The 21,404-nt window shown below is 45.3% G+C and carries 15 protein-coding genes, 2 tRNA genes, 2 rRNA genes and 1 other annotated feature; of the genes, 10 read left to right on the top strand and 9 right to left on the bottom strand.

Features of this window, described 5'->3' with window-relative positions; all coding sequences use genetic code 11:
• The 7 genes from L1D23_RS16745 to rluD all read right to left on the bottom strand — a co-directional run.
• A 23S ribosomal RNA gene (locus L1D23_RS16745) occupies positions 1-129 on the bottom strand; the annotation flags it as partial.
• Positions 130-464: 335 nt separating this feature from the next.
• Positions 465-540 (bottom strand) — tRNA-Glu (locus tag L1D23_RS16750).
• A gap of 26 nt (positions 541-566) precedes the next feature.
• Positions 567-642: transfer RNA gene (locus L1D23_RS16755), tRNA-Ala, on the bottom strand.
• Between the two features lie 26 nt (positions 643-668).
• Positions 669-2,221 (bottom strand): 16S ribosomal RNA (locus L1D23_RS16760).
• Between the two features lie 475 nt (positions 2,222-2,696).
• Positions 2,697-5,270 carry an ATP-dependent chaperone ClpB gene (gene clpB, locus L1D23_RS16765; protein ID WP_239868601.1) on the bottom strand — a complete coding sequence of 858 codons (2,574 nt, stop codon included), beginning with the start codon at positions 5,268-5,270 and terminating at the stop codon, positions 2,697-2,699.
• 112 nt (positions 5,271-5,382) lie between these two features.
• Positions 5,383-6,111, bottom strand: a complete 729-nt coding sequence (gene pgeF, locus L1D23_RS16770) for a peptidoglycan editing factor PgeF (RefSeq protein ID WP_239868605.1) — start codon at positions 6,109-6,111, stop codon at positions 5,383-5,385.
• 1 nt (position 6,112) lies between these two features.
• Positions 6,113-7,090 carry a 23S rRNA pseudouridine(1911/1915/1917) synthase RluD gene (rluD, locus tag L1D23_RS16775; RefSeq protein WP_239838458.1) on the bottom strand — a complete coding sequence of 326 codons (978 nt, stop codon included), beginning with the start codon at positions 7,088-7,090 and terminating at the stop codon, positions 6,113-6,115.
• A 130-nt stretch (positions 7,091-7,220) separates the two neighbouring features.
• Here rluD and bamD point away from each other — a divergent pair, with 130 nt between their 5' ends.
• The 7 genes from bamD (at position 7,221) to yjjX (ending at position 15,643) form a co-directional block, all read left to right on the top strand.
• Positions 7,221-7,946 (top strand): outer membrane protein assembly factor BamD, encoded by a 726-nt coding sequence (gene bamD, locus L1D23_RS16780; RefSeq protein WP_239868608.1) that lies wholly within the window; start codon positions 7,221-7,223, stop codon positions 7,944-7,946.
• Between the two features lie 112 nt (positions 7,947-8,058).
• Positions 8,059-9,501, top strand: a complete 1,443-nt coding sequence (locus tag L1D23_RS16785; protein ID WP_239868611.1) for a lytic transglycosylase F — start codon at positions 8,059-8,061, stop codon at positions 9,499-9,501.
• A 343-nt stretch (positions 9,502-9,844) separates the two neighbouring features.
• Positions 9,845-10,174: a ribosome-associated translation inhibitor RaiA gene (raiA, locus tag L1D23_RS16790; RefSeq protein WP_239838460.1), complete on the top strand. Its 330-nt coding sequence runs from the start codon at positions 9,845-9,847 to the stop codon at positions 10,172-10,174.
• A gap of 128 nt (positions 10,175-10,302) precedes the next feature.
• Positions 10,303-10,424: a sequence feature (Phe leader region), on the top strand.
• Between the two features lie 13 nt (positions 10,425-10,437).
• Complete coding sequence (gene pheA, locus L1D23_RS16795; protein ID WP_239838461.1) at positions 10,438-11,616, top strand: prephenate dehydratase; 1,179 nt, start codon at positions 10,438-10,440, stop codon at positions 11,614-11,616.
• Positions 11,617-11,774: 158 nt separating this feature from the next.
• Positions 11,775-12,815, top strand: a complete 1,041-nt coding sequence (locus L1D23_RS16800; protein ID WP_239869003.1) for a spermidine/putrescine ABC transporter substrate-binding protein — start codon at positions 11,775-11,777, stop codon at positions 12,813-12,815.
• Complete coding sequence (locus tag L1D23_RS16805; protein WP_239868614.1) at positions 12,799-15,144, top strand: EAL domain-containing protein; 2,346 nt, start codon at positions 12,799-12,801, stop codon at positions 15,142-15,144. The genes L1D23_RS16800 and L1D23_RS16805 overlap by 17 nt, the downstream gene beginning before the upstream one ends.
• The gene (yjjX, locus tag L1D23_RS16810; RefSeq protein WP_239868617.1) at positions 15,110-15,643 is read left to right on the top strand and encodes an inosine/xanthosine triphosphatase; all 534 of its coding nucleotides are present in this window, start codon (positions 15,110-15,112) and stop codon (positions 15,641-15,643) included. Before L1D23_RS16805 ends, yjjX begins: the two co-directional genes overlap by 35 nt.
• Before the next feature lie 25 nt (positions 15,644-15,668).
• Here yjjX and trpR read toward each other — a convergent pair whose 3' ends face one another.
• Positions 15,669-15,965 carry a trp operon repressor gene (gene trpR / locus L1D23_RS16815; RefSeq protein WP_239838465.1) on the bottom strand — a complete coding sequence of 99 codons (297 nt, stop codon included), beginning with the start codon at positions 15,963-15,965 and terminating at the stop codon, positions 15,669-15,671.
• A 29-nt stretch (positions 15,966-15,994) separates the two neighbouring features.
• Complete coding sequence (sltY, locus tag L1D23_RS16820) at positions 15,995-17,950, bottom strand: murein transglycosylase (protein WP_239868621.1); 1,956 nt, start codon at positions 17,948-17,950, stop codon at positions 15,995-15,997.
• A gap of 259 nt (positions 17,951-18,209) precedes the next feature.
• Here sltY and ettA point away from each other — a divergent pair, with 259 nt between their 5' ends.
• The 3 genes from ettA to L1D23_RS16835 all read left to right on the top strand — a co-directional run bounded on the left by ettA (position 18,210) and on the right by L1D23_RS16835 (position 21,385).
• Positions 18,210-19,877 (top strand): energy-dependent translational throttle protein EttA, encoded by a 1,668-nt coding sequence (gene ettA / locus L1D23_RS16825; RefSeq protein WP_239868624.1) that lies wholly within the window; start codon positions 18,210-18,212, stop codon positions 19,875-19,877.
• A gap of 167 nt (positions 19,878-20,044) precedes the next feature.
• Entirely contained in the window at positions 20,045-20,416 is a 372-nt protein-coding gene (locus tag L1D23_RS16830; protein ID WP_239838468.1) for a PilZ domain-containing protein, read from the top strand.
• 9 nt (positions 20,417-20,425) lie between these two features.
• Positions 20,426-21,385 carry a M23 family metallopeptidase gene (locus L1D23_RS16835; protein ID WP_239868627.1) on the top strand — a complete coding sequence of 320 codons (960 nt, stop codon included), beginning with the start codon at positions 20,426-20,428 and terminating at the stop codon, positions 21,383-21,385.
• The last annotated feature ends 19 nt before the right edge of the window (positions 21,386-21,404 follow it).

Genomic DNA, 21,404 nt, shown 5'->3' on the forward strand with positions numbered 1-21,404 from the left:
GGTTTCCCCATTCGGAAATCCCAGACTCAAATGACTTTTACTGTCTAATCTGGGCTTATCGCAAGTTAATACGTCCTTCATCGCCTCTGACTGCCAAGGCATCCACCGTGTACGCTTAGTCACTTAACCATACAACCCCAAAGGGTCTTMYAGTCAAACAACCAAAGTTGTCTGCAATTATTTAAACATGATGCAGACTCGATTTTGCCGGACTCAAATATCTTTTTAYTTTACTTTTTTATAAAAAGTGAAAACAAAAAGCCAAGAACACTTGAATGTGTGTTGGTACCTAATTCATAGAATTAGGATTTGAGAACTTTTAATTGAATAACAACGCATCTCATAGAGATGGGGATTGTTGTTATTCGTCAGCTTTCCAAATTGTTAAAGAGCAAATCACCTCAATGAGGTAACCATTTTTAAGAACACTTAAAACTTTCTACTTAAAGAAATGCACTTAAAGATGGTATCCCGTAGGGGAGTCGAACCCCTGTTACCGCCGTGAAAGGGCGGTGTCCTAGGCCTCTAGACGAACGGGACACTAAGAATTTCTTAATAGAAATCATTGGTGGAGCTAATCGGGATCGAACCGATGACCTCTTCGCTGCCAGCGAAGCGCTCTCCCAGCTGAGCTATAGCCCCTCTTTAATTTATATAAACCATCAATCTAAGGAGGTGATCCAGCGCCAGGTTCCCCTAGCGCTACCTTGTTACGACTTCACCCCAGTCATGAACCACAAAGTGGTGAGCGTCCCCCCGAAGGTTAAACTACCCACTTCTTTTGCAGCCCACTCCCATGGTGTGACGGGCGGTGTGTACAAGGCCCGGGAACGTATTCACCGTAGCATTCTGATCTACGATTACTAGCGATTCCGACTTCATGGAGTCGAGTTGCAGACTCCAATCCGGACTACGACGCACTTTTTGGGATTCGCTCACTTTCGCAAGTTGGCCGCCCTCTGTATGCGCCATTGTAGCACGTGTGTAGCCCTACTCGTAAGGGCCATGATGACTTGACGTCGTCCCCACCTTCCTCCGGTTTATCACCGGCAGTCTCCCTGGAGTTCCCGACATTACTCGCTGGCAAACAAGGATAAGGGTTGCGCTCGTTGCGGGACTTAACCCAACATTTCACAACACGAGCTGACGACAGCCATGCAGCACCTGTCTCAGAGTTCCCGAAGGCACCAATCCATCTCTGGAAAGTTCTCTGGATGTCAAGAGTAGGTAAGGTTCTTCGCGTTGCATCGAATTAAACCACATGCTCCACCGCTTGTGCGGGCCCCCGTCAATTCATTTGAGTTTTAATCTTGCGACCGTACTCCCCAGGCGGTCTACTTAACGCGTTAGCTCCGAAAGCCACGGCTCAAGGCCACAACCTCCAAGTAGACATCGTTTACGGCGTGGACTACCAGGGTATCTAATCCTGTTTGCTCCCCACGCTTTCGCATCTGAGTGTCAGTATCTGTCCAGGGGGCCGCCTTCGCCACCGGTATTCCTTCAGATCTCTACGCATTTCACCGCTACACCTGAAATTCTACCCCCCTCTACAGTACTCTAGTCTGCCAGTTTCAAATGCTATTCCGAGGTTGAGCCCCGGGCTTTCACATCTGACTTAACAAACCACCTGCATGCGCTTTACGCCCAGTAATTCCGATTAACGCTCGCACCCTCCGTATTACCGCGGCTGCTGGCACGGAGTTAGCCGGTGCTTCTTCTGCAGCTAACGTCAAAYGAWWRYGCTATTAACACWWCCACCTTCCTCACTGCTGAAAGTACTTTACAACCCGAAGGCCTTCTTCATACACGCGGCATGGCTGCATCAGGCTTGCGCCCATTGTGCAATATTCCCCACTGCTGCCTCCCGTAGGAGTCTGGACCGTGTCTCAGTTCCAGTGTGGCTGATCATCCTCTCAGACCAGCTAGGGATCGTCGCCTTGGTGAGCCATTACCTCACCAACTAGCTAATCCCACCTGGGCATATCCTGACGCGAGAGGCCCGAAGGTCCCCCTCTTTGAGCCGAAGCTATTATGCGGTATTAGCCATCGTTTCCAATGGTTATCCCCCACATCAGGGCAATTTCCCAGGCATTACTCACCCGTCCGCCGCTCGACGCCGTTATCGTTCCCCGAAGGTTCAGAYAACTCGTTTCCGCTCGACTTGCATGTGTTAGGCCTGCCGCCAGCGTTCAATCTGAGCCATGATCAAACTCTTCAATTTAAGATTTTGTCGGCTCAATGAATACTGAACATTACATAAGTAATGTTTGAATTGACTGTGCTGAATCCGAAGATTCAATGGTCACTTCGTTTCATTGAAACCTAATTTGAAGCCGAAGCTTCCAATTGGATTATCATCAACGAGTGCCCACACAGATTGATAGGTTTATATTGTTAAAGAACTATGTTTCGAGCTTAACTCAAAACGGACGGCCATTTTAGCGAGATAACTTATAGTGTCAAACACTTTTTCGTTATTTCTCTTAAAGTTAAATTAGATAACTCTAAGCCGTCTGCTGCCATCGCTTTTCAGCTCGGTATCCCGTGACAACGAGGGCGCATTATAGGGACTTAATCAGGTAGTACAAGCCTAAAATTAAAAAAAATGTCTCTTTTCAGTTTATTCGCTCGTAAATTAAACAAGACGGTATAAATAGCAGCAAAAAGGGCCACGAAGGCCCTTTTAGAATTACTGGTTATTGGTGTGCAATAATCTGATCTTTATTTACTAGAAGTTTAACCGGCTTATCAGGAACAACTTTCCCAGCCAGAATTGCTTTAGCCAGTGGGTTTTCAACACTTTGCTGAATTGCTCTTTTCAGAGGTCGCGCACCATATACCGGATCAAAGCCAACTTGAGCAATCAGATCCAACGCCTTATCTGAAACCTCCAGCGCATAGCCTCTTTCTTCCATGCGTTTGGACAGTCTCTGCAATTGAATAGATGCTATCGACTTAATATGTTCCTGACCAAGAGGATGGAAAACTACACTCTCATCAACACGGTTTAGAAATTCAGGGCGGAAATGTTTGTTGACGACTTCCATCACCTGTTCTTTCATACCTTGATAATCTAAAGAGCCAAAGTTTTCCTGAATTCTCGCCGATCCTAGGTTGGATGTCATGATGACAACCGTATTGCGGAAATCAACGGTACGACCTTGGCCATCCGTTAAACGACCATCGTCAAGCACTTGCAACAGAATGTTGAACACGTCTGGATGCGCTTTTTCAACTTCATCTAATAAGATTACTGAATAAGGTTTTCTGCGCACAGCTTCAGTCAGGTAACCACCTTCTTCATACCCCACATAACCAGGAGGTGCGCCAACAAGTCTCGCTACGGAGTGCTTCTCCATAAACTCGGACATGTCGATACGAACCATGGCATCTTCACTGTCGAACATAAAGCTCGCGAGCGTTTTGCACAATTCTGTTTTACCTACACCTGTTGGACCTAAGAATAAGAAGGAACCAATTGGTTTATTCGGATCCGACAGCCCTGCTCGGCTGCGGCGGATAGCATTGGAAACCACTTCTACCGCTTCGCTTTGACCAATCACACGAGCATGCAGTACCTCTTCCATGCGTAAAAGCTTTTCTTTTTCAGCTTCTAACATCTTGGACACTGGAATTCCGGTCTGCTTGGATAATACTTCTGCTATCTCATTATCCGTCACTTTATTACGCAGTAAGGTCATTTCCTGCATTTCAGCTTGAGTCGCCAAATCCAATTGTTTCTCTAGCTCAGGAATACGGCCGTACTGTAGCTCAGACATGCGGTTAAGATCACCAGCACGACGAGCAAACTCCATATCCATTCGAGCCTGTTCTAACTCAGCCTTAATATGCTGTGTCCCTGATAATGCTGCTTTCTCGGCGTTCCACACTTCTTCCAATTCAGCAAATGCACGTTCTTTATCATTCAGTTCTTCATTGAGATTACTTAAGCGCTTTTCACTGGCTTCATCATGCTCGTTGATCAGTGCTTGCTGTTCGATTTTAAGCTGGACAATTTTACGTTCCAGTTTATCGAGTGATTCGGGCTTAGAATCAATCTGCATACGGATACTCGACGCTGCTTCATCGATCAAATCTATCGCTTTGTCTGGTAACTGACGATCGGACACGTAACGATGTGATAAGCTTGCAGCTGCAACAATCGCTGGATCGGTGATCTCTACGTGATGGTGCAGCTCATAACGCTCTTTCAAGCCACGTAAAATCGCAACGGTATCTTCTACAGACGGCTCATCCACCAGTACTTTTTGGAAACGACGCTCTAACGCAGGATCTTTCTCTATATATTGGCGGTATTCATCCAGCGTGGTCGCTCCCACACAATGAAGTTCACCACGTGCCAAAGCAGGCTTAAGCATATTGCCCGCGTCCATTGAACCTTCACCTTTACCGGCCCCCACCATGGTATGAATTTCATCGATAAAGAGAATGACGTTACCTTCTTCTTTAGATAATTCATTAAGCACCGATTTCAGGCGTTCTTCAAACTCACCACGATACTTAGCTCCCGCAACGAGCGCTCCCATATCAAGAGACAATACTCGTTTATTGCGTAAACCTTCAGGTACCTCATTATTAATGATGCGCTGTGCAAGTCCTTCGACAATTGCTGTCTTACCGACACCAGGTTCACCAATAATGACAGGATTGTTTTTGGTTCGACGCTGCAGGACTTGAATCGTTCGACGAATCTCATCATCACGCCCAATAACCGGATCTAGCTTCCCTTGCTCAGCTCGCTCCGTTAAATCAATCGTGAATTTTTCCAAAGCTTGGCGTAATTCTTCCGCATTTTGATCATTCACTTTCTGACCGCCACGAATTTTATCAATGGCATCACTTAGCTTCGCCTCAGTTAAGCCTAACTCTTTTAAGAGCTCACCAAGTGGTCCACGGTCTTCAATCGCGGCCAAGAGGAAAACTTCGGAGGAAATGTAGGCGTCTTGCCGCTTTTGTGCGACTTTGTCACACAAATTAAACAGTGTGCCCATCGAACTAGATAACTGAACATCCCCACCAATACCACTAACTTTGGGCAAGCGATCTAGGATCTCACTTAGCTTAGAGCGTAAATGCGTAACATCGACATCAAGCATAGTCAGTAGTGGACGAATAGGACTGCCATTCTGATCCATCAGTGCCACCATCAGGTGTACAGGCTCGATGTATTGGTGATCACGGCCTAACGCCAGCGACTGTGCGTCAGATATCGCGATTTGAAATTTGCTTGTGAATCTGTCAAGACGCATATCTACCTTCCTAACCTCAACGGAGTGAACTCTTATAATCAGTATGAGAGATGGATACGCAACAATCGATTTTCAAGGGGAAAGAACTAAGTTTCCTTAGTTAAAAAAAGGGTTATTTGTCTATCCAGATAAACGATGCCTGTCGGCCTGTGGCGCCATCACGGCGATAAGAGAAGAAGCGTTGTTGATCAAGATATGTACACAGATCACTATAATACACATCAAACACTCCAACTTTGTTCAGACGCTGAGTCACTAACAGATTCATATCTGCCAACCATTTCCCTTGCACCTCTCTCGACGAGAATGCTTGCTCGGCGGCGGGGTCAAAGGAAACAAATGCTTGAAGTACATCTTCACCGACTTCGAAGACTGACGCACCGATCGCTGGTCCAATCCAAGCCATCACTGGCCCATCAAACTTAGCTACAGCATTTTCAACAATACCACCAGCTAATCCTCGCCAGCCGGCATGAACTGCAGCCACTTGAGTACCTTGGGTATTGGTCAATAATACGGGTAAGCAATCTGCCGTCATGGCAGAACATACCACTCCACGTTGCTGAGTAAACAAACCATCCGCATCTAACACATTTCGCGTTGGCTGGTCCGCTTCTAACACAAGCGTAGAGTGGGTTTGATTAAGCCAAATTGGCGAACTTGGCATGTGAGATTGATTCGCCAACCATTGCCGATTCTGCTCAACAATCTCTAATTCATCCCCAACGTGTGCACCAAGGTTCAAACCTTGATAAACACCCGTCGAAAACCCTTGCAGTCGAGTTGAAGCAAAAGCTTTCACGTTTTTTGGTGCAGGCCAGTTAGGGAGGATCATTTCCATATCAGAACTCGTCTTCTAGCCCATGCTGTTGAGTATCTTGACGAAGCGCTTCAGCCATTTCAACCATGTCATCAGGTACTGGCGCGTGGAATTCTAATTCTTCTCCAGTCACAGGGTGATCGAATTTTAACATCACGGCATGCAGTGCCTGGCGATCAAACTTGCGAATCATATCAGCCAACTCTTCCGAAGCACCGGAAGGAATGCGGGCTCGGCCACCGTATGCTGAATCCCCCAGCAAGGGATGCTGAAGGTAAGACATATGAACACGAATCTGGTGGGTACGACCGGTTTCAAGACGCAAGCGGATACGAGTATGCTCACGAAAATGTTCAGCAACACGATAATGGGTCACGGCAGGTTTGCCCATCGGACTCACTGCCATCAATGTCCGCTTAGTCGAATGGCGGCCAATAGGCTGCTCCACTCGGCCCCCCGCAGTCATACGACCAATCGCAATCGCTTCGTACTCACGAGTAATATTGCGTTTTTGCAGTGCACGCACCAGACGCGTCTGAGCAGGCACCGTTTTCGCCACCACCATTAAGCCTGTGGTGTCTTTATCTAAGCGGTGCACAATGCCTGCACGTGGCACTTCGGCAATATCTGGATAGTGATGTAAGAGTGCATTAAGAACCGTACCATCTGGGGTACCCGCTCCCGGGTGTACCACAAAATCACGAGGCTTATTGATGACCATAATATCATCATCTTCATAAACGATATCCAACGGGATATCTTGCGCTTCCCAGCGCTCTTCGTCTTCCAACTCGGCTTGTAGCGTTATCGTTTCTCCGCCCATAACTTTAGTGCGGGGCTTAGTCACAACGTCTCCATTAACTTGGACTTTTCCATCCAAGAGCCACTCTTTCAGGCGAGAACGTGAAAAATCGGCGAATAATTCTGCAATTGCCTGATCAAGACGCTGACCTAATTGACTATCTTTTACTGTATTGGTTAATTCAATCTGCTGAGCCATATCGAACTTTTTTAAAAACTGTGAGACTAATTGTCACTAGTGTGGAAGAATATCGCTCCATTGTATCTGCTACCGACAAGAAAGTAACGGAAGCGACAGAAATATTTATCTCAAGGAATCGAATCCTGACATGAAAAAGCATACTTTATCTGGCTTATTGGCATTATCCGTTTTGGTTGGCTGTTCAAGCAGCGAAGAAATCGTCCCGGATGTACCGCCATCAGAACTTTACTCAGAAGCACAGGTATCGCTGCAAAGTGGCAATTGGTTAACGGCTATCGATAAGCTGGAGGCTTTAGACTCTCGCTACCCGTTCGGTGCTTACTCAGAACAGGTTCAACTTGACCTGATTTATGCCTACTACAAAAACGATGATTTAGCACTCGGTCTTGCGACTATTGAGCGATTTTCTCGTCTCAATCCAACTCATGAAAAGCTGGATTGGGTATTGTACATGCGTGGTTTAACTCACATGGCGCAAGATCGTAACTTTATGCATGATCTGTTTGATGTGGATCGTAATGACCGCGATCCAGAGCCTGTAAAAAAAGCCTTTGCGGATTTCAAAAAGCTGCTCGAGCGCTATCCAAACAGCCCATACGCCGCAGATGCGCAAAAACGTATGGTTGCACTGAAAAACCGCTTGGCGGAATACGACCTTGCCACTGCTGATTTTTACTTGCGTCGTGAAGCTTGGATTGCAGCCATCAACCGAGCTCAGGAGTTACAAAAAACCTACCCTGATACGGAAGCAGCGCGTAAGTCTCTTGAGATTCAACTCGCTGCCTATGAACATCTAGGCTTAGAGGACGCAGCCAAGCGTACTGAACAGTTGATTGATTTAAACCCGCAATAACAGCAACGATATGAAAAAACCGCCTCTAATTACAGGCGGTTTTTTATTACTGTTTTTTGCTGAGTAATGGGTTAAGAACTACCTTTAATAGACGTTCTGTTGAGGGTAATTCATGAGCCGTACTGTATTGATTCTGATTTTGTTCGCAGCTACATGGAACCATGCGACTGCTCTATCTTTATCACCTTTACAAAAAACACCTTACTTTGGTGATCTCGCTGAACTGGAAAAGAAAGGGGTGATTAGGGTTCTCGTTTCAGCCGATCTTGGCTTCTACTACATTGAAGGCGGTCAACCAAAAGGCATTCTCGCTGAGCTGTTATATCACTTTGAAAAAGAATTAAGGCAGCGCTCCTCTTACTTTAACCTGCAGATTATTCCCGTTCACAGAGACGAGCTGCTGCCCTCTTTAGAAAAAGGCTATGGCGATCTGATTGTTGCCAATCTGACAATCACCTCCTATCGCTCGGAGTATATCGATTTTAGTATTCCGGTTTTACAAGGCGTTAGCGAACTGCTCGTCACTCGTAGTACCAGCCCAACAATCACTGACTTGAAACAACTCAGTGGTAAAGAGATTTGGGTCCGCGCCAGCTCTAGTTACTTCGAAAGCTTACAAAAAGTAAATCGAATGCTCGATGAGCATAATTTACAGCCTGTCACCATTCGTTTTGTTGAAGAAACGCTACAAGATATTGAAATCATAGAACTGGTCAATCAAGGTCATATTGATGCAACCGTGTTAGATAGCCATAAAACAGAGCTTTGGCTTAAAGTGATGGAAAACATCTCAGTGCACGATCAGGCCCCACTACGTACAGATGGGAAAATTGCCTGGGCAATGCGTAAACAAAGCCCTCTCCTCCAATCCTTCGTTAATCAATACCTCCAAAGAACCCGTTCAGGTACTCTACTGGGCAACGTTATTTACGACAAATATCTAGATCACACGGGCTGGTTGAAGCGCATCCTTAATCCAGAGCACGTGACGCGCTTAGATGCATTATCAGAAATATTCGCCAATTACTCAGCACAATACGACTTTGACCCATTGATGATCTCTGCCCAAGGTTTTCAGGAATCCGGCTTAGATCAGAGCAAGGTGTCACACAAAGGCGCAGTAGGCGTCATGCAGGTATTACCCAGCACAGCCAAAGATCCCAACGTCGCCATTCCTGACATCTATCAAGTGGACAACAATATCCATGCGGGGGTGAAATACATGCATTTCCTTAAAGATCGCTATTTTAGTGATGATGACATCACGCCCGACAATCAGGTTTATTTTTCCCTTGCTGCCTACAATGCTGGGCCCGCCAATATTCGTAAAATGCGCCGCTTAGCTAGTCAACAGGGCTACGACCCAAATCAATGGTTTAGACACGTAGAAATAATCGTGCGGCGACACATTGGACGAGAACCCGTTCATTATGTTTCCAACATCAATCGCTATTTCATCATTTACAAGCAACTGAATGCATTAAAACAACAAGGTCACACCCCATCAATTAGTGCAGATATACCGGATTTATTTGTTCCTAACATCGACGAATAAGAACGCGAACGTGACGACACCATTCGTTACGGAGTGAAGAAAATAGCTGTGTGGATCAGATCACATAGAAGAGTGGACAATAAACAACCACCTGTTTTTGTTAGGTCGCATCTGAGCCCTAAAAAACAGATGATTTTTAGTATGTTACTCCACCCCAATCTAGCGATATTTTTTATCCGTACAAGCTTTTTGTCTGCTGAATACACTCAGTATTTGAGGTAGATCACGTTTAATTTCAATCCCAAAACACACTCATAAAACAGTGATTAACGTCACATTATTTTCCACTTAGACGAGTAACCTGAAGTTAAACCCATGAGGGATGCTACAGAGGAAAACATCTATGAAAGTAAATATCACTGGTAAAAACATCGACATCACCTCTGCAATCCGCGCTCATATAGAGAGCAAATTTAAAAAACTAGAAAAATGGCAAGTAGACATCATCGGATGTCAGGCAAGCTTCAGCGAGGAGCCAAACAAACAGAAGAAATTTGAAGCTGTTATTACTGTCCCTAAAGGCCAACTTGTCGCGTCAGCTACCCACGAAGACCTATACGTTGCTATTAATGACGTAGAACAGAAACTGGAGCGTCAGCTAAATAAATTACGTCACAAACCAGAAGCCCGACGTACAGAAAAACCAGAGCTAGAAGAGATAGAAACGGAATAATGGTCAACTCACAATGATGAGTGACGGAAGATTTAAAAAGTAGCGCCAAACGGCGCTATTTTTTTGCTTGACGCTCACTAAGTGGTTGCTTATTGTGTTGACAGCATCACAACAAAGTAACGATTTATGGCTCTAAATACCCTGTTCTTTTTTGACTTCTTTTTTCTCCACTAAGTTTGGAGGCTCTCTCGTTTTCGAAAGAAAAGTCAAAAACGAACAGGAAGCCTCCCAAACGGGAGGCTTTTTTTATGAAGGAATACAGGATGACCGAACAAAAATACTCACTCGATGAAATTCGCTTACGTTTAAATGAGCTGGACGACGAAATGTTAAAGCTCTTATCCGAGCGAAGAAAACTAAGCATTGAAGTTGCCAAGAGTAAAGTTCAAACATCCAAGCCCGTGCGCGATGCAGCGCGAGAGCAACAACTGCTAGTCAAACTGATCAATGCTGGCCGTGACAAATATGAGCTTGATGCTCAATACATCACTAAATTATTTCATACCATCATCGAAGATTCTGTTCTATTGCAACAGTCTTACCTGCAGAATTTAGCCAACCCCGAACTAAGTCGCAAACCCCTCGCTCGCGTCGCTTTTCTTGGTTCCAAAGGCTCATACTCTCATTTGGCGAGCCGCGAATACTTCAGCCGTAAAAATACCGAGCTTATCGAACTGAACTGTGAACATTTCAAAGAAGTGACCCAAACCGTCGAGTCCGGTCACGCTGACTACGGTGTTCTACCGATCGAAAACACTAGCTCTGGTTCAATTAATGAAGTGTACGACTTGTTGCAACATACCACTTTGTACATTGTGGGCGAAATGACGCTACCGATTGAACACTGCCTAGTCGCGACCTCAGACATTCGATTAGAAGAGATTAAAACTCTTTACTCACATCCCCAACCGCACCAGCAGTGCAGTGAATTCCTAAGCCGGATGAAAGGCGTAACGCTTGAGTCCTGTGCCAGTACTGCAGATGCCATGCAGAAAGTCAAAGAAATGAACCGCAGTGACGTGGCAGCAATCGGGAACGCCTCAAGCGGCAAACTCTATGGTCTTCAATCTATACAAGGCAACATTGCAAACCAAACCGAAAACCACACTCGTTTCATTATCGTGGCACGTAAACCTGTGGAAGTTTCTAGTCAAATTCCTGCGAAAACGACTCTTATTATGTCAACATCGCAAGAAGCTGGCTCTTTAGTAGCAACACTGCTAGTTCTACAAAAATACGGCATCAATATAAACAAGTTGGAATCACGCCCAATTATGGGTAATCCATGGGAAGAAATGTTCTATGTTGATCTCGAGTCTCACCTCGAGTCAGAGGACATGCAGCAAGCGCTAAACGAGCTAACCCAGCTGACAAAACACTTAAAAGTGTTGGGTTGTTACCCAAGTGAGAATATCAAGCCAACCACAGTCAAACTTCAATAATTCAACAATACAGATCAAATAAATTACTGACAGGGACTGACACCAACCATAAATACACCTAATATCCCGCATCTTGGTTGCATATTAGGTGTAGTGACAGTCCTTCACTCTAATAGGCGTTATCTATTCATAGAACCGAAGGTCACTTCTTGGCTGATATGAGAACGATACTTCTATATTCCCTCACTCTTTTCGTACACAGCTTGCCTGCCCAAGCCAATCCCCTCAATGTCTATATGTGGGAAGATACTCTCTCACCTAATGTCATCAATGACTGGCAATCCGCTACGGGAACACCGCTCAAGTTGTCCCATTTCGATAATGACGATGAGCGCAGTCTACTTATGATGAAAGGTGTACTGTTACCTTTTGACTTGGTCGTATTGGATAATGTTTCAGCACAAATTTACGGACGTTTGGGCTCTTTTGAGGACCTAACCCAACTGAGTAATCGTCAGCATAATGACGACAAATGGCTACGAGCCTGCGGTGATTATGCCGTTCCGTATTTCTGGGGCACGGTGGGGATAGCCTATCGAAAAGATATGGTCGAGAAACCTCCAACCAGCTGGCAAGAGTTCGTCAATCCGCCTAAAAATTTAGAAGGCAAAATTGGCATGATCAATGACAGCGTTGAAAGCTTCCTACCTGTTTTTTACAGCTTAGGTATCGCTCCAACAGAGGAAAGTGAAACTCTTTTCCAGCAAGCCTACCCAGCTCTACAGGCATTTAGCGATAAAGTCCTAACCTACGAATATATTCTGAGTTACATCCGCAGTAATAAAAATGCTCAGAAGCTTGCTATGGCATTGGCTTATAGTGGCGATCAATATTCACTCAACCGATATTACGCAGGCAATCAGTGGGCATATACCATCCCCAAAGGTGAACTGTATCTTTGGGTCGATTGCCTAGCCATCAGTAGTCATTCAGAGAACAAACCAGCAGCAAAAGCCTTCCTAGAATACCTCATGGATCCCACTGTGGCTGCAAAAAATGCAACAGACATCAAAGCTGCAACACCAAACTTAACGGCGTTAAAACAGATGCCAGATTGGTATCTAGATGATGCATCATTGTTTCCAGAACAACAGCGAGTCGAGCAAGGACGTGTAGATAGCGAACTCTCGGCGTCAAACATCAGCTTACGAGCAAAAATAATAAATCGCATTCTGAAACACCATGAAGCTCAGTACTAGAGTTCTGTTGCTAGTCTCTCCAGTCATCCTAATCAGTGCTGCATTTTCTAGCTACGGTATCTACAACAACCAAAAAGACGCATTAATAAAGCGCGAATACAGCTACCTCCAACTTACGATGGAGAAGCTCGCCGGACACTTTCGTCAGTCGGTAGCATTACTGAACAGCTACTCTCTTACTCTGACAAAGAGTGACATTATTCGTCACTACTTCGGCCAACAAGATAACCCTTATCGAGAAATGGAGCTAATAGATAATCTGCAGACGACCATAGCTAACCTTCAGGCTAACCAACAGAATGATATTTCAGTCGCCATTTTAGACCATAATCGAGCCCCCAAATTTTACGCAGATAATCAAACCGACCCCTTCTCTAAGCTTGATCAAAATGTGTTTCATTTTGTCGATCGTACTTACCGTCGTACCGGCAATGCGTCTTACACTGGCTTTACAAAGAATCACCAAGGCCAAAGCATATTGGTTCGCTATGATGTGCTGGACACCAACACGCTAATTTCCCCGCTCAGCTACAACACCGATCAGGTGTTCTTTATTGTGGTGTATCTGTCTTTGGATAAGTTTGATCAACTCAAGCACCTCATCGAGTTTGATAACGACAGCAGCATCTTTTTCACTGACCAGCCAGTCATTAAATCAGGCCTCACTCAGTCGGTCGAGCTCAAACCCAACTTATACGCAGTGCTCGACCCTGCTCAGTATTTATTGGCAAAAAAACTCAACAAAATTGAGCAAAGATTGATGCTGTTTTTTGGCGCATCCACCATAGCAACCATACTTATCTTGCTGTTCTTACTCCATCGACGAGTTATAAGCCCGATTACCCAACTTGAACGACAGCTTCAGGAAGTGGAACGGCATAAACGGCAAAATATAGAGAAGCTCAATAGTAACGATGAAATTGGTCGCTTATCGGTGCGATTCTATGAGATGTACAAAGAACTCAATTCGAGTTATCAGAAAACCAAAGCGATGGCCGAAAATGATCACCTCACTCAATTAGCCAATCGCTATCAATTTCAAGTCTATGTGGAACGGACTATCGCGAATAAACTGCTGCATACTCATGCTTGGATTCTGTACATCGATTTAGATAACTTTAAATACGTCAACGATAAATATGGTCACCACCTCGGGGACTCGCTACTGGTTAATTTTGCCAATCATATTCGCGAGGTTTGTCGTCAGTACGAACAGTCTCATGGCGTAAAATGTATTGCATCCCGGTTATCAGGCGATGAATTTGCCATTTTTATCGCCTCCGCTCATCAGAACGATTACCCTGACAAAGTGGCTCAAGCAGTGTTAGAGCCGATTCAAAATCCGCAAAGCTCATCGCTGGGCAGCTTTCCAATCACCGCCAGTATTGGGATCGCAACCTACCCTCAAGATGGCCAGGACCTCGCCAAACTGCTTTCTAATGCCGATACCGCTATGTATCAGGCAAAACGTGCTGGTAAGAATCAAGTCGCGCGTTATTCGGAAGAATTAGACCAAATTGTTCGTCGCCGAACTCAGATTGAGCGTGCGTTAAGAAATGGTGAATTTGATGACGAATTCCACCTAATGTATCAGCCCTACTTTGATCGCTCAGGGACAAAAATCGTCGGCGTTGAAGCTCTACTGCGCTGGGAGTCGCCCAAGATGGGCAAAGTAAATCCTGGTGAGTTCATTCCTATTTCAGAAAAAACAGGGCTATTTGGCAAAATCGATCGCTGGGTCATAGAGCAAGCATTCAAGGACTTCGTCGCCTTGCAAAGCTGCTTTGAGTCGCCAATTCAGTTATCGATCAATCTCTCATCTGCAGAGTTAGATTCACTACAACTGGCACGAGATATACAGCGCTCAGCCAAGCGATATCACGTTGTCCCAAGTCTGGTTGATTTTGAAATCACTGAAACCTTCGCCACCGATTCACAAAGCTATTCATTGCTACACGAACTTTCCTTACTGGGCTTTAAGCTTGCGATTGATGACTTCGGTTCCGGCTATACATCCATCACTCAGCTTGTAGAATACCCAGTACAGAAAATTAAGCTCGATCGTGAATTTCTCGCGGCACTGATCAAGACCAACAACCAGAAGGTGGTGAAACCACTGGTCGAACTGTGCCACTCACAGTCAATGATTGTTACAGCAGAAGGTATAGAGTCTAAAGAAATGCATCAGTGGCTGGCGGAAAACCAATGTGACTATATGCAAGGGTATTTCCTCTCTCCGCCAGTTTCACTCTCCGAGCTAGAGTTCCTCAAATCATCAATACAAGGAAACCATCATGTCGGTGAAGAAAGTTATTGTCGCTTCGCTTAATCCAGCCAAAATAAATGCCGTCAAAAGTGCGTTTCAAGCGACTTTTAGCTCCCAATCGTTTGAATTTGTTGGTGTGAATGTAGCCAGTGAAGTGGCTGAACAACCGATGAGCAATGAAGAGACACATACCGGAGCGCTCAATCGGGTTCGTAACGCCAAAACCACTCAGCCTGATGGAGACTATTATGTAGGGCTTGAAGCAGGTATTGAAGATAACATCACGTTTGCCTGGATGGTGATCGAGTCTGACACCCACCGCGGCGAATCTCGCTCTGCCAGTTTGATGCTTCCACCGGTTGTCATTGAGAAGCTCGCTCAGGCCAACGAGCTCGGCGATGTAATGGACGAAATATTTGGCACAGAGAATATTAAACAAAAAGGCGGAGCGATAAGTTTATTGACGCAAGATCAACTGACTCGCAGCAGCGTCTATCATCAAGCATTGATATTGGCATTAATTCCATTTACCAATCCAGAGCATTTCCCCGCGAATCTCTGATAAGAATAAAGGTGCGAGAGCACCTTTATTTGGGTTCAAGTAACACTGAGATTTCAGCCTTTTCTGCTTCGCTCTTCGATTTCAGCTCATTGGATCCACGAGTAATAGTGGCGACCCCCACCCCTAACATCTGACTGATTTGACGCTGAGACAATTCACCTTTAAGCAATTCACGACATATATTGACCCTTGCGATTAAAGACTCTCTCTCATCAGGTGTCAGCAGCATCGTCAGCAACATTTCATGCTGATCGGACTCTACGCTACTTTTTATCAGGTCTAAGACCTGTTGCCAGTCAGTATACTCGGGTTGTGTTGCCATCTGTTCTCGCTACCTAGGACGCCATAAAATCAGTACCTGGTGTCAATTTCATTTTGGTTGAGGAACGCACCATCGACCCCTAACAGGTTGCGATAATAGGTTTCAAACATCAAAACGTTTTGCACGTAACCACGAGTTTCCTTAAATGGAATAGCTTCGATAAATGCATAAGCATCCAACTTACCTTGGGTACGCTCGCGCCAGGTTTTCACTCGGTGTGGCCCTGCATTATACGCAGCAAACGCAAAAATTCGATTATTATCGTATCGTTCTAACAAGCCTTTGAGATAGTGGCTACCTATCTCGATATTCTTACCGACCTTATATAAGTCGTTACTATTGCGATAGGCGAGTTGGTACTTACGTGCCGTATACTTGGCGGTTGATGGCATTATTTGCATAATCCCGCGAGCACCGACAGGAGAACGCGCTTCCACATCCAAACCACTTTCTTGCCTTGCCAAAGACATCAACGTGATTGGGTCAATGCTGTGCTTTTCACCATAGAAATTAAACCACCAACGATGCGCAACTGGAAAACGCAGCTCAAGGTTATCCCACATTTTCGCTTTAATGCTCGCAGTTACCGTTAAATGAGACCAATCTTTGTAAGAGGCATACGCTGCCAACATTTCCTTTTGCTGTGAATTGGCACGATTTAATAACCAGCGCCACTCACTTTTCGCTGCGGCTATTTTATCCCGCTCAATCAGCTCTTCAATACGAACTAAAGCCGTCCTAAATGGTTTGACTGTTTGCTGTTCAAAAGAAATGGTAGAGACAGGATAATTTATCGAGCGTTTAATCTCTTTAGCTGCCGCTACACTATAAAAATTCCGCTGACCAACCAACCCCTCAAGACGCTGACTGCCTCGAGTAGTGTCGCCTAGTGCCACTTCGCTACGACCTAGCCAGTATTGCCAGCGTAAACTTTGCTGCTTTTCTTCAGACAAGTAGCTGATCCAACTTTCAACTCCGTGCCAGTCAGCTTCCTGTATTGCTAAGCGCACTCGCCGCTCTATCAAATTATCATTACTAGAGGTGGCTATCTTTTTATCACGCCATTTTGCCAGCGATTTAGACTCAGTATTCATTAGTCTAAAAGCAATATAATCCGCCAATTTCTGCTTTTCATCTTGGGGCATACTTTGGGCTTTAGTTGCTTTATCAAAGGCCTCTTGAGCCATTCGAACATCTTTTCGAGCCAGTTTCTTCAGCGCGAGACCAGTCTGAGCACGAGACAGATCGTTGTCCGGATGCTGGCGAGCAAAATTAACCACACTTTCTGGACGATTGAACAATGCCTTCATGTCTAAAGCCTGTTGGCGAGCTTTATCTGAGTCCAATAGCTTCTTGAGATAGTTCATCAAAGATCCATTGCGCGCTTCGAACGCCAACAACATACGCTCAAGGATTTGCTGGTCAGTTCTCAGCCCAGCTCTGTCCCAGGCATCAAATAGAGGGTCACAAGCATCAGCGATACTCTGCCCCGAATGCCAAAGTTTTTCCGCACCAGCAAATGCCTGATCTTTTTGACCCATCTGGTAAAGCGCATGGTAGTAATGACATTGATACGTTTCGCCACGAGGTTCAACCGTCTGAAACTCTATCAACTTCTGCCACTGCTTTTGTCTGGCAAGACTATCTATGTATGGTGCCCGAATACGACTTGAGAATGGCAAAGTACGGTTGCTCTCAATGAAAGCTTCAACTTCGGCTGGAGAACGCTGTCCAATATTCACCAAAAATGCACGATAGTCTGTGTAGGGTGTTAAAGGGTAGTCTTTGATCTGGTTACGGATTTTTTGGTATTGAGTGACCTGATCATTATCGAGGTATTCTTGAGCCTGATCATAAATCTTCCGCTGTTGCTGGAGATCGCTCGCCATTGCTGAAGTGGCTATGCTTGCGCTGCAAACCATCGAAACCCAGGTCAGAATCGATGAAGGAATGCGATGCAGCGACTTTGAAAACGTCAGCATCATAAATTCTCGTCCCGTTGAGAATAAGTCATATGGTTATTCATTTATGCTTATTGTAAGCAGCCGTGTAAAGCGTATAGATGCAAATAATAATAAATTCACACAACTGTGACATAAGTGGCACCACAACAAATGATTTGTTCACTTATCAATCAATAACCTAATTAGTTCCTTGCCGACCTCATTTCGAAGGTAACAAAGCCCGTCATCTTGGTATAAAATGCTTCTTCTACGTGAATTGAAATTTTAGGAACGATCGGCAATGGCTGAATACGTATATACTATGTCGCGGGTGAGCAAAATCGTGCCACCTAAGCGTCAAATTCTGAAAGACATCTCGCTAAGCTTTTTTCCTGGCGCCAAGATCGGTGTTCTTGGTCTAAATGGTGCTGGTAAATCGACACTTCTTCGAATTATGGCAGGTATCGATACTGACATCGATGGTGAAGCACGCCCACAACCTGGATTGAACGTCGGTTACCTACCGCAGGAGCCTGTATTAGACGAGTCCAAAACCGTACGTGAAATCGTTGAAGAAGCGGTATCCGATGTTGCAGGAGCAATGAAACGTCTTGACGAAGTATACGCAGCGTACGCCGAGCCAGATGCTGACTTTGATGCACTCGCAAAAGAGCAAGGTGAACTTGAAGCGCTAATCCAAGCCAAAGAAGGGCACAATCTTGAGAACGCCCTGGAGCGTGCTGCGGATGCACTGCGTCTTCCTGAGTGGGATCAAAAGATAGAACACCTATCTGGTGGTGAACGCCGTCGTGTTGCCATCTGTCGCCTGCTTCTTTCTAAGCCCGATATGCTGCTACTCGACGAACCTACCAACCACCTTGATGCAGAGTCTGTTGCTTGGTTAGAACGCTTCCTAGTGGACTACACAGGTACTGTTGTCGCTATCACCCACGACCGTTACTTCCTAGACAATGCCGCGGGCTGGATTCTCGAACTTGACCGTGGTGAAGGTATCCCATGGCAAGGTAACTATACGTCTTGGCTAGAGCAGAAAGATGCGCGCCTACAACAAGAAGCCTCTCAGGAAAAAGCTCGCCAGAAGACGATTGAAAAAGAACTGGAGTGGGTTCGTCAAAACCCTAAAGGTCGTCAGTCTAAATCTAAAGCTCGTATGGCTCGTTTTGAAGAACTACAAAGTGGCGATCGCCAGAAGCGTAACGAGACTAACGAGCTGTTCATTCCACCTGGTGAGCGACTAGGAGATAAGGTTATCGAAGTCAATAACCTGTCTAAATCTTTCGATGGTCGAGTACTGATTGATAACCTGTCGTTCAGTATGCCTAAGGGTGCTATCGTGGGTATTATCGGTGCTAACGGCGCAGGTAAATCGACTCTGTTCAAAATGCTTAGCGGTACTGAACAACCAGACTCTGGCACCATTGAAATGGGTGATACTGTTAAACTGGCCTCAGTTGATCAGTTCCGTGATTCTATGGATGACACCAAAACCGTTTACCAAGAGATCTCTGAAGGCGCAGACATCATTAAGATCAATAACTTTGAAATTCCAGCGCGCGCTTACTGCTCACGCTTTAACTTTAAAGGCAGTGATCAGCAGAAAGTCATTGGTGAGCTATCCGGTGGTGAGCGTAACCGCGTTCACCTAGCGAAGCTACTTAAAGCTGGCGGTAATGTTCTGCTACTCGATGAGCCGACCAACGATCTTGATGTTGAAACGTTACGAGCATTGGAAGAGGCCCTACTCGAATTCCCAGGTTGTGCCATGGTTATCTCGCACGACCGTTGGTTCCTTGACCGTATCGCCACACACATTATTGACTACCGTGATGAAGGACAGGTGAACTTCTACGAAGGTAACTATACTGAGTATATGGAGTGGCTGAAGAAGACCTTAGGTCCAGAAGCAGCGGAACCGCACCGAATCAAATACAAGCGTATTGCGAAGTAATTCTGCTTGAAGTTTGTGCAAAGGCCGCTAATATAGCGGCCTTTATTGTATATTGATTCACAATACGGGTGGTTTTTACCGTGTTTTAAATCAATAATGCGAACCGACGCGTATAGCAGTCAGTCCTGATTTGATAGCCTTATTGGATACCATTAAGAGAGACAACTATGATCGAACGCCGTCGTTTTTCGCGCATTGTTTACCAAACACAAGCCTTGCTATCTCAAGACAACAAAGTGGTGAAATCCTCTTTGTGCGATTTATCCTTGCATGGACTGCTGCTGACGTCGGATGACGCAGACTCGCTTGATGTCGACAGCATGGTAGATGTAACATTCTCGCTTCAAGATAGTGATATCACGATTGAGCTAGTCGGCAAAATTGTGAGCCTCCGTAACAATGTGATTCGTATGAGTATTGATCATATTGATATAGAAAGTATCGGACATCTTAAGCGGTTAATTGAATTGAATGTCGGTGATGATGAACTCCTACATAGAGACATCGAACACCTGTCAGACTTGGGTGAATACACCTAACCGAGCCGTATGTCCAAACAGATCATAATTTCTATCCCCTCGTCATCTGGGGAGCAACTTTTTCACGTTTCAAGAAAAGCCCTTCTTTTTACTATTATTGGCTCAATCAGTGTGCTTGGACTCAGTACGATGATCGCTTATTACAGCTGGTATCAACACAGTTCCTCCCGCTCTCAAGTGGCTCAATTACTCAAACAACTCCATCAAACCGAGCAACAATATCAGCAGCAAGTGGATGAAACTCACACCCTATCTCAGGAACTTGAAGAGAAGCGCGACCAGCTCCATACCTTAGGCAAACGAGTTTATGATGTAGAATCGGTACTCGGTCTAGCTGATGACACACAAGCAGAAGAAAACAACCTACTCAGTCGACTGGATGCCGCGGCTATCGACTCTGCAGTACGAGCTACTATGTTTCGGATGATTCCCAACGACGCGCCAATGGATTACCTTCGTATCTCCTCCTCCTATGGTAAACGAACTAACCCTATCACGGGTAAACGTCATACCCATACGGGGATCGATTTGACCTGTAAGCGTGGCGAACCCATCTACGCCCCCGCTGATGGTGTTGTCGAAACAGTTCGTCCAAGCACAAAAGGCTTTGGTAACTTTCTAACTTTGAGGCACTCTTTTGGCTTTGTGAGTTCTTATGCCCACTTAGCTAAGTTTAAAGTTCGCAGCGGACAGTTCGTCAGTAAAGGCGATCTGATTGCAGCTTGCGGCAATTCAGGTAACTCAACTGGCCCACACCTGCACTACGAAGTTCGCTTTCTCGGCCGTGCACTCAATCCGCAGTACATGATGGACTGGACACCAGAAAACTTTAATTACCTGTTTGAAAAAGAAAAGAAAGTGAAATGGGCACCACTGGTTAAGCTAATCAACAACACAGTTAGATTGCAGGTTAACCTGACTCATCAGCCCTATGAGGATCAGTCGGTCCACACAGTAAAGAACCGATGAAGGGTAGATTAATCGACAA

Origin of the sequence: Vibrio sp. Isolate24 (assembly GCF_022398215.1) — a bacterium.
In the GTDB taxonomy this organism is placed as follows: Bacteria; Pseudomonadota; Gammaproteobacteria; order Enterobacterales; family Vibrionaceae; genus Vibrio; species Vibrio coralliilyticus_A.

Excerpts from the sequence above, each read along its gene's own strand:
- ettA (WP_239868624.1), top strand. The coding sequence starts at position 18,210 with ATGGCTGAATACGTATATACTATGTCGCGGGTGAGCAAAATCGTGCCA.
- sltY (WP_239868621.1), bottom strand. The coding sequence starts at position 17,950 with ATGATGCTGACGTTTTCAAAGTCGCTGCATCGCATTCCTTCATCGATT.
- L1D23_RS16805 (WP_239868614.1), top strand. The coding sequence starts at position 12,799 with ATGAAGCTCAGTACTAGAGTTCTGTTGCTAGTCTCTCCAGTCATCCTA.
- pheA (WP_239838461.1), top strand. The coding sequence starts at position 10,438 with ATGACCGAACAAAAATACTCACTCGATGAAATTCGCTTACGTTTAAAT.
- pgeF (WP_239868605.1), bottom strand. The coding sequence starts at position 6,111 with ATGGAAATGATCCTCCCTAACTGGCCTGCACCAAAAAACGTGAAAGCT.
- bamD (WP_239868608.1), top strand. The coding sequence starts at position 7,221 with ATGAAAAAGCATACTTTATCTGGCTTATTGGCATTATCCGTTTTGGTT.
- clpB (WP_239868601.1), bottom strand. The coding sequence starts at position 5,270 with ATGCGTCTTGACAGATTCACAAGCAAATTTCAAATCGCGATATCTGAC.
- yjjX (WP_239868617.1), top strand. The coding sequence starts at position 15,110 with ATGTCGGTGAAGAAAGTTATTGTCGCTTCGCTTAATCCAGCCAAAATA.
- L1D23_RS16800 (WP_239869003.1), top strand. The coding sequence starts at position 11,775 with ATGAGAACGATACTTCTATATTCCCTCACTCTTTTCGTACACAGCTTG.
- trpR (WP_239838465.1), bottom strand. The coding sequence starts at position 15,965 with ATGGCAACACAACCCGAGTATACTGACTGGCAACAGGTCTTAGACCTG.
- L1D23_RS16785 (WP_239868611.1), top strand. The coding sequence starts at position 8,059 with ATGAGCCGTACTGTATTGATTCTGATTTTGTTCGCAGCTACATGGAAC.
- rluD (WP_239838458.1), bottom strand. The coding sequence starts at position 7,090 with ATGGCTCAGCAGATTGAATTAACCAATACAGTAAAAGATAGTCAATTA.
- L1D23_RS16835 (WP_239868627.1), top strand. The coding sequence starts at position 20,426 with ATGTCCAAACAGATCATAATTTCTATCCCCTCGTCATCTGGGGAGCAA.
- L1D23_RS16830 (WP_239838468.1), top strand. The coding sequence starts at position 20,045 with ATGATCGAACGCCGTCGTTTTTCGCGCATTGTTTACCAAACACAAGCC.
- raiA (WP_239838460.1), top strand. The coding sequence starts at position 9,845 with ATGAAAGTAAATATCACTGGTAAAAACATCGACATCACCTCTGCAATC.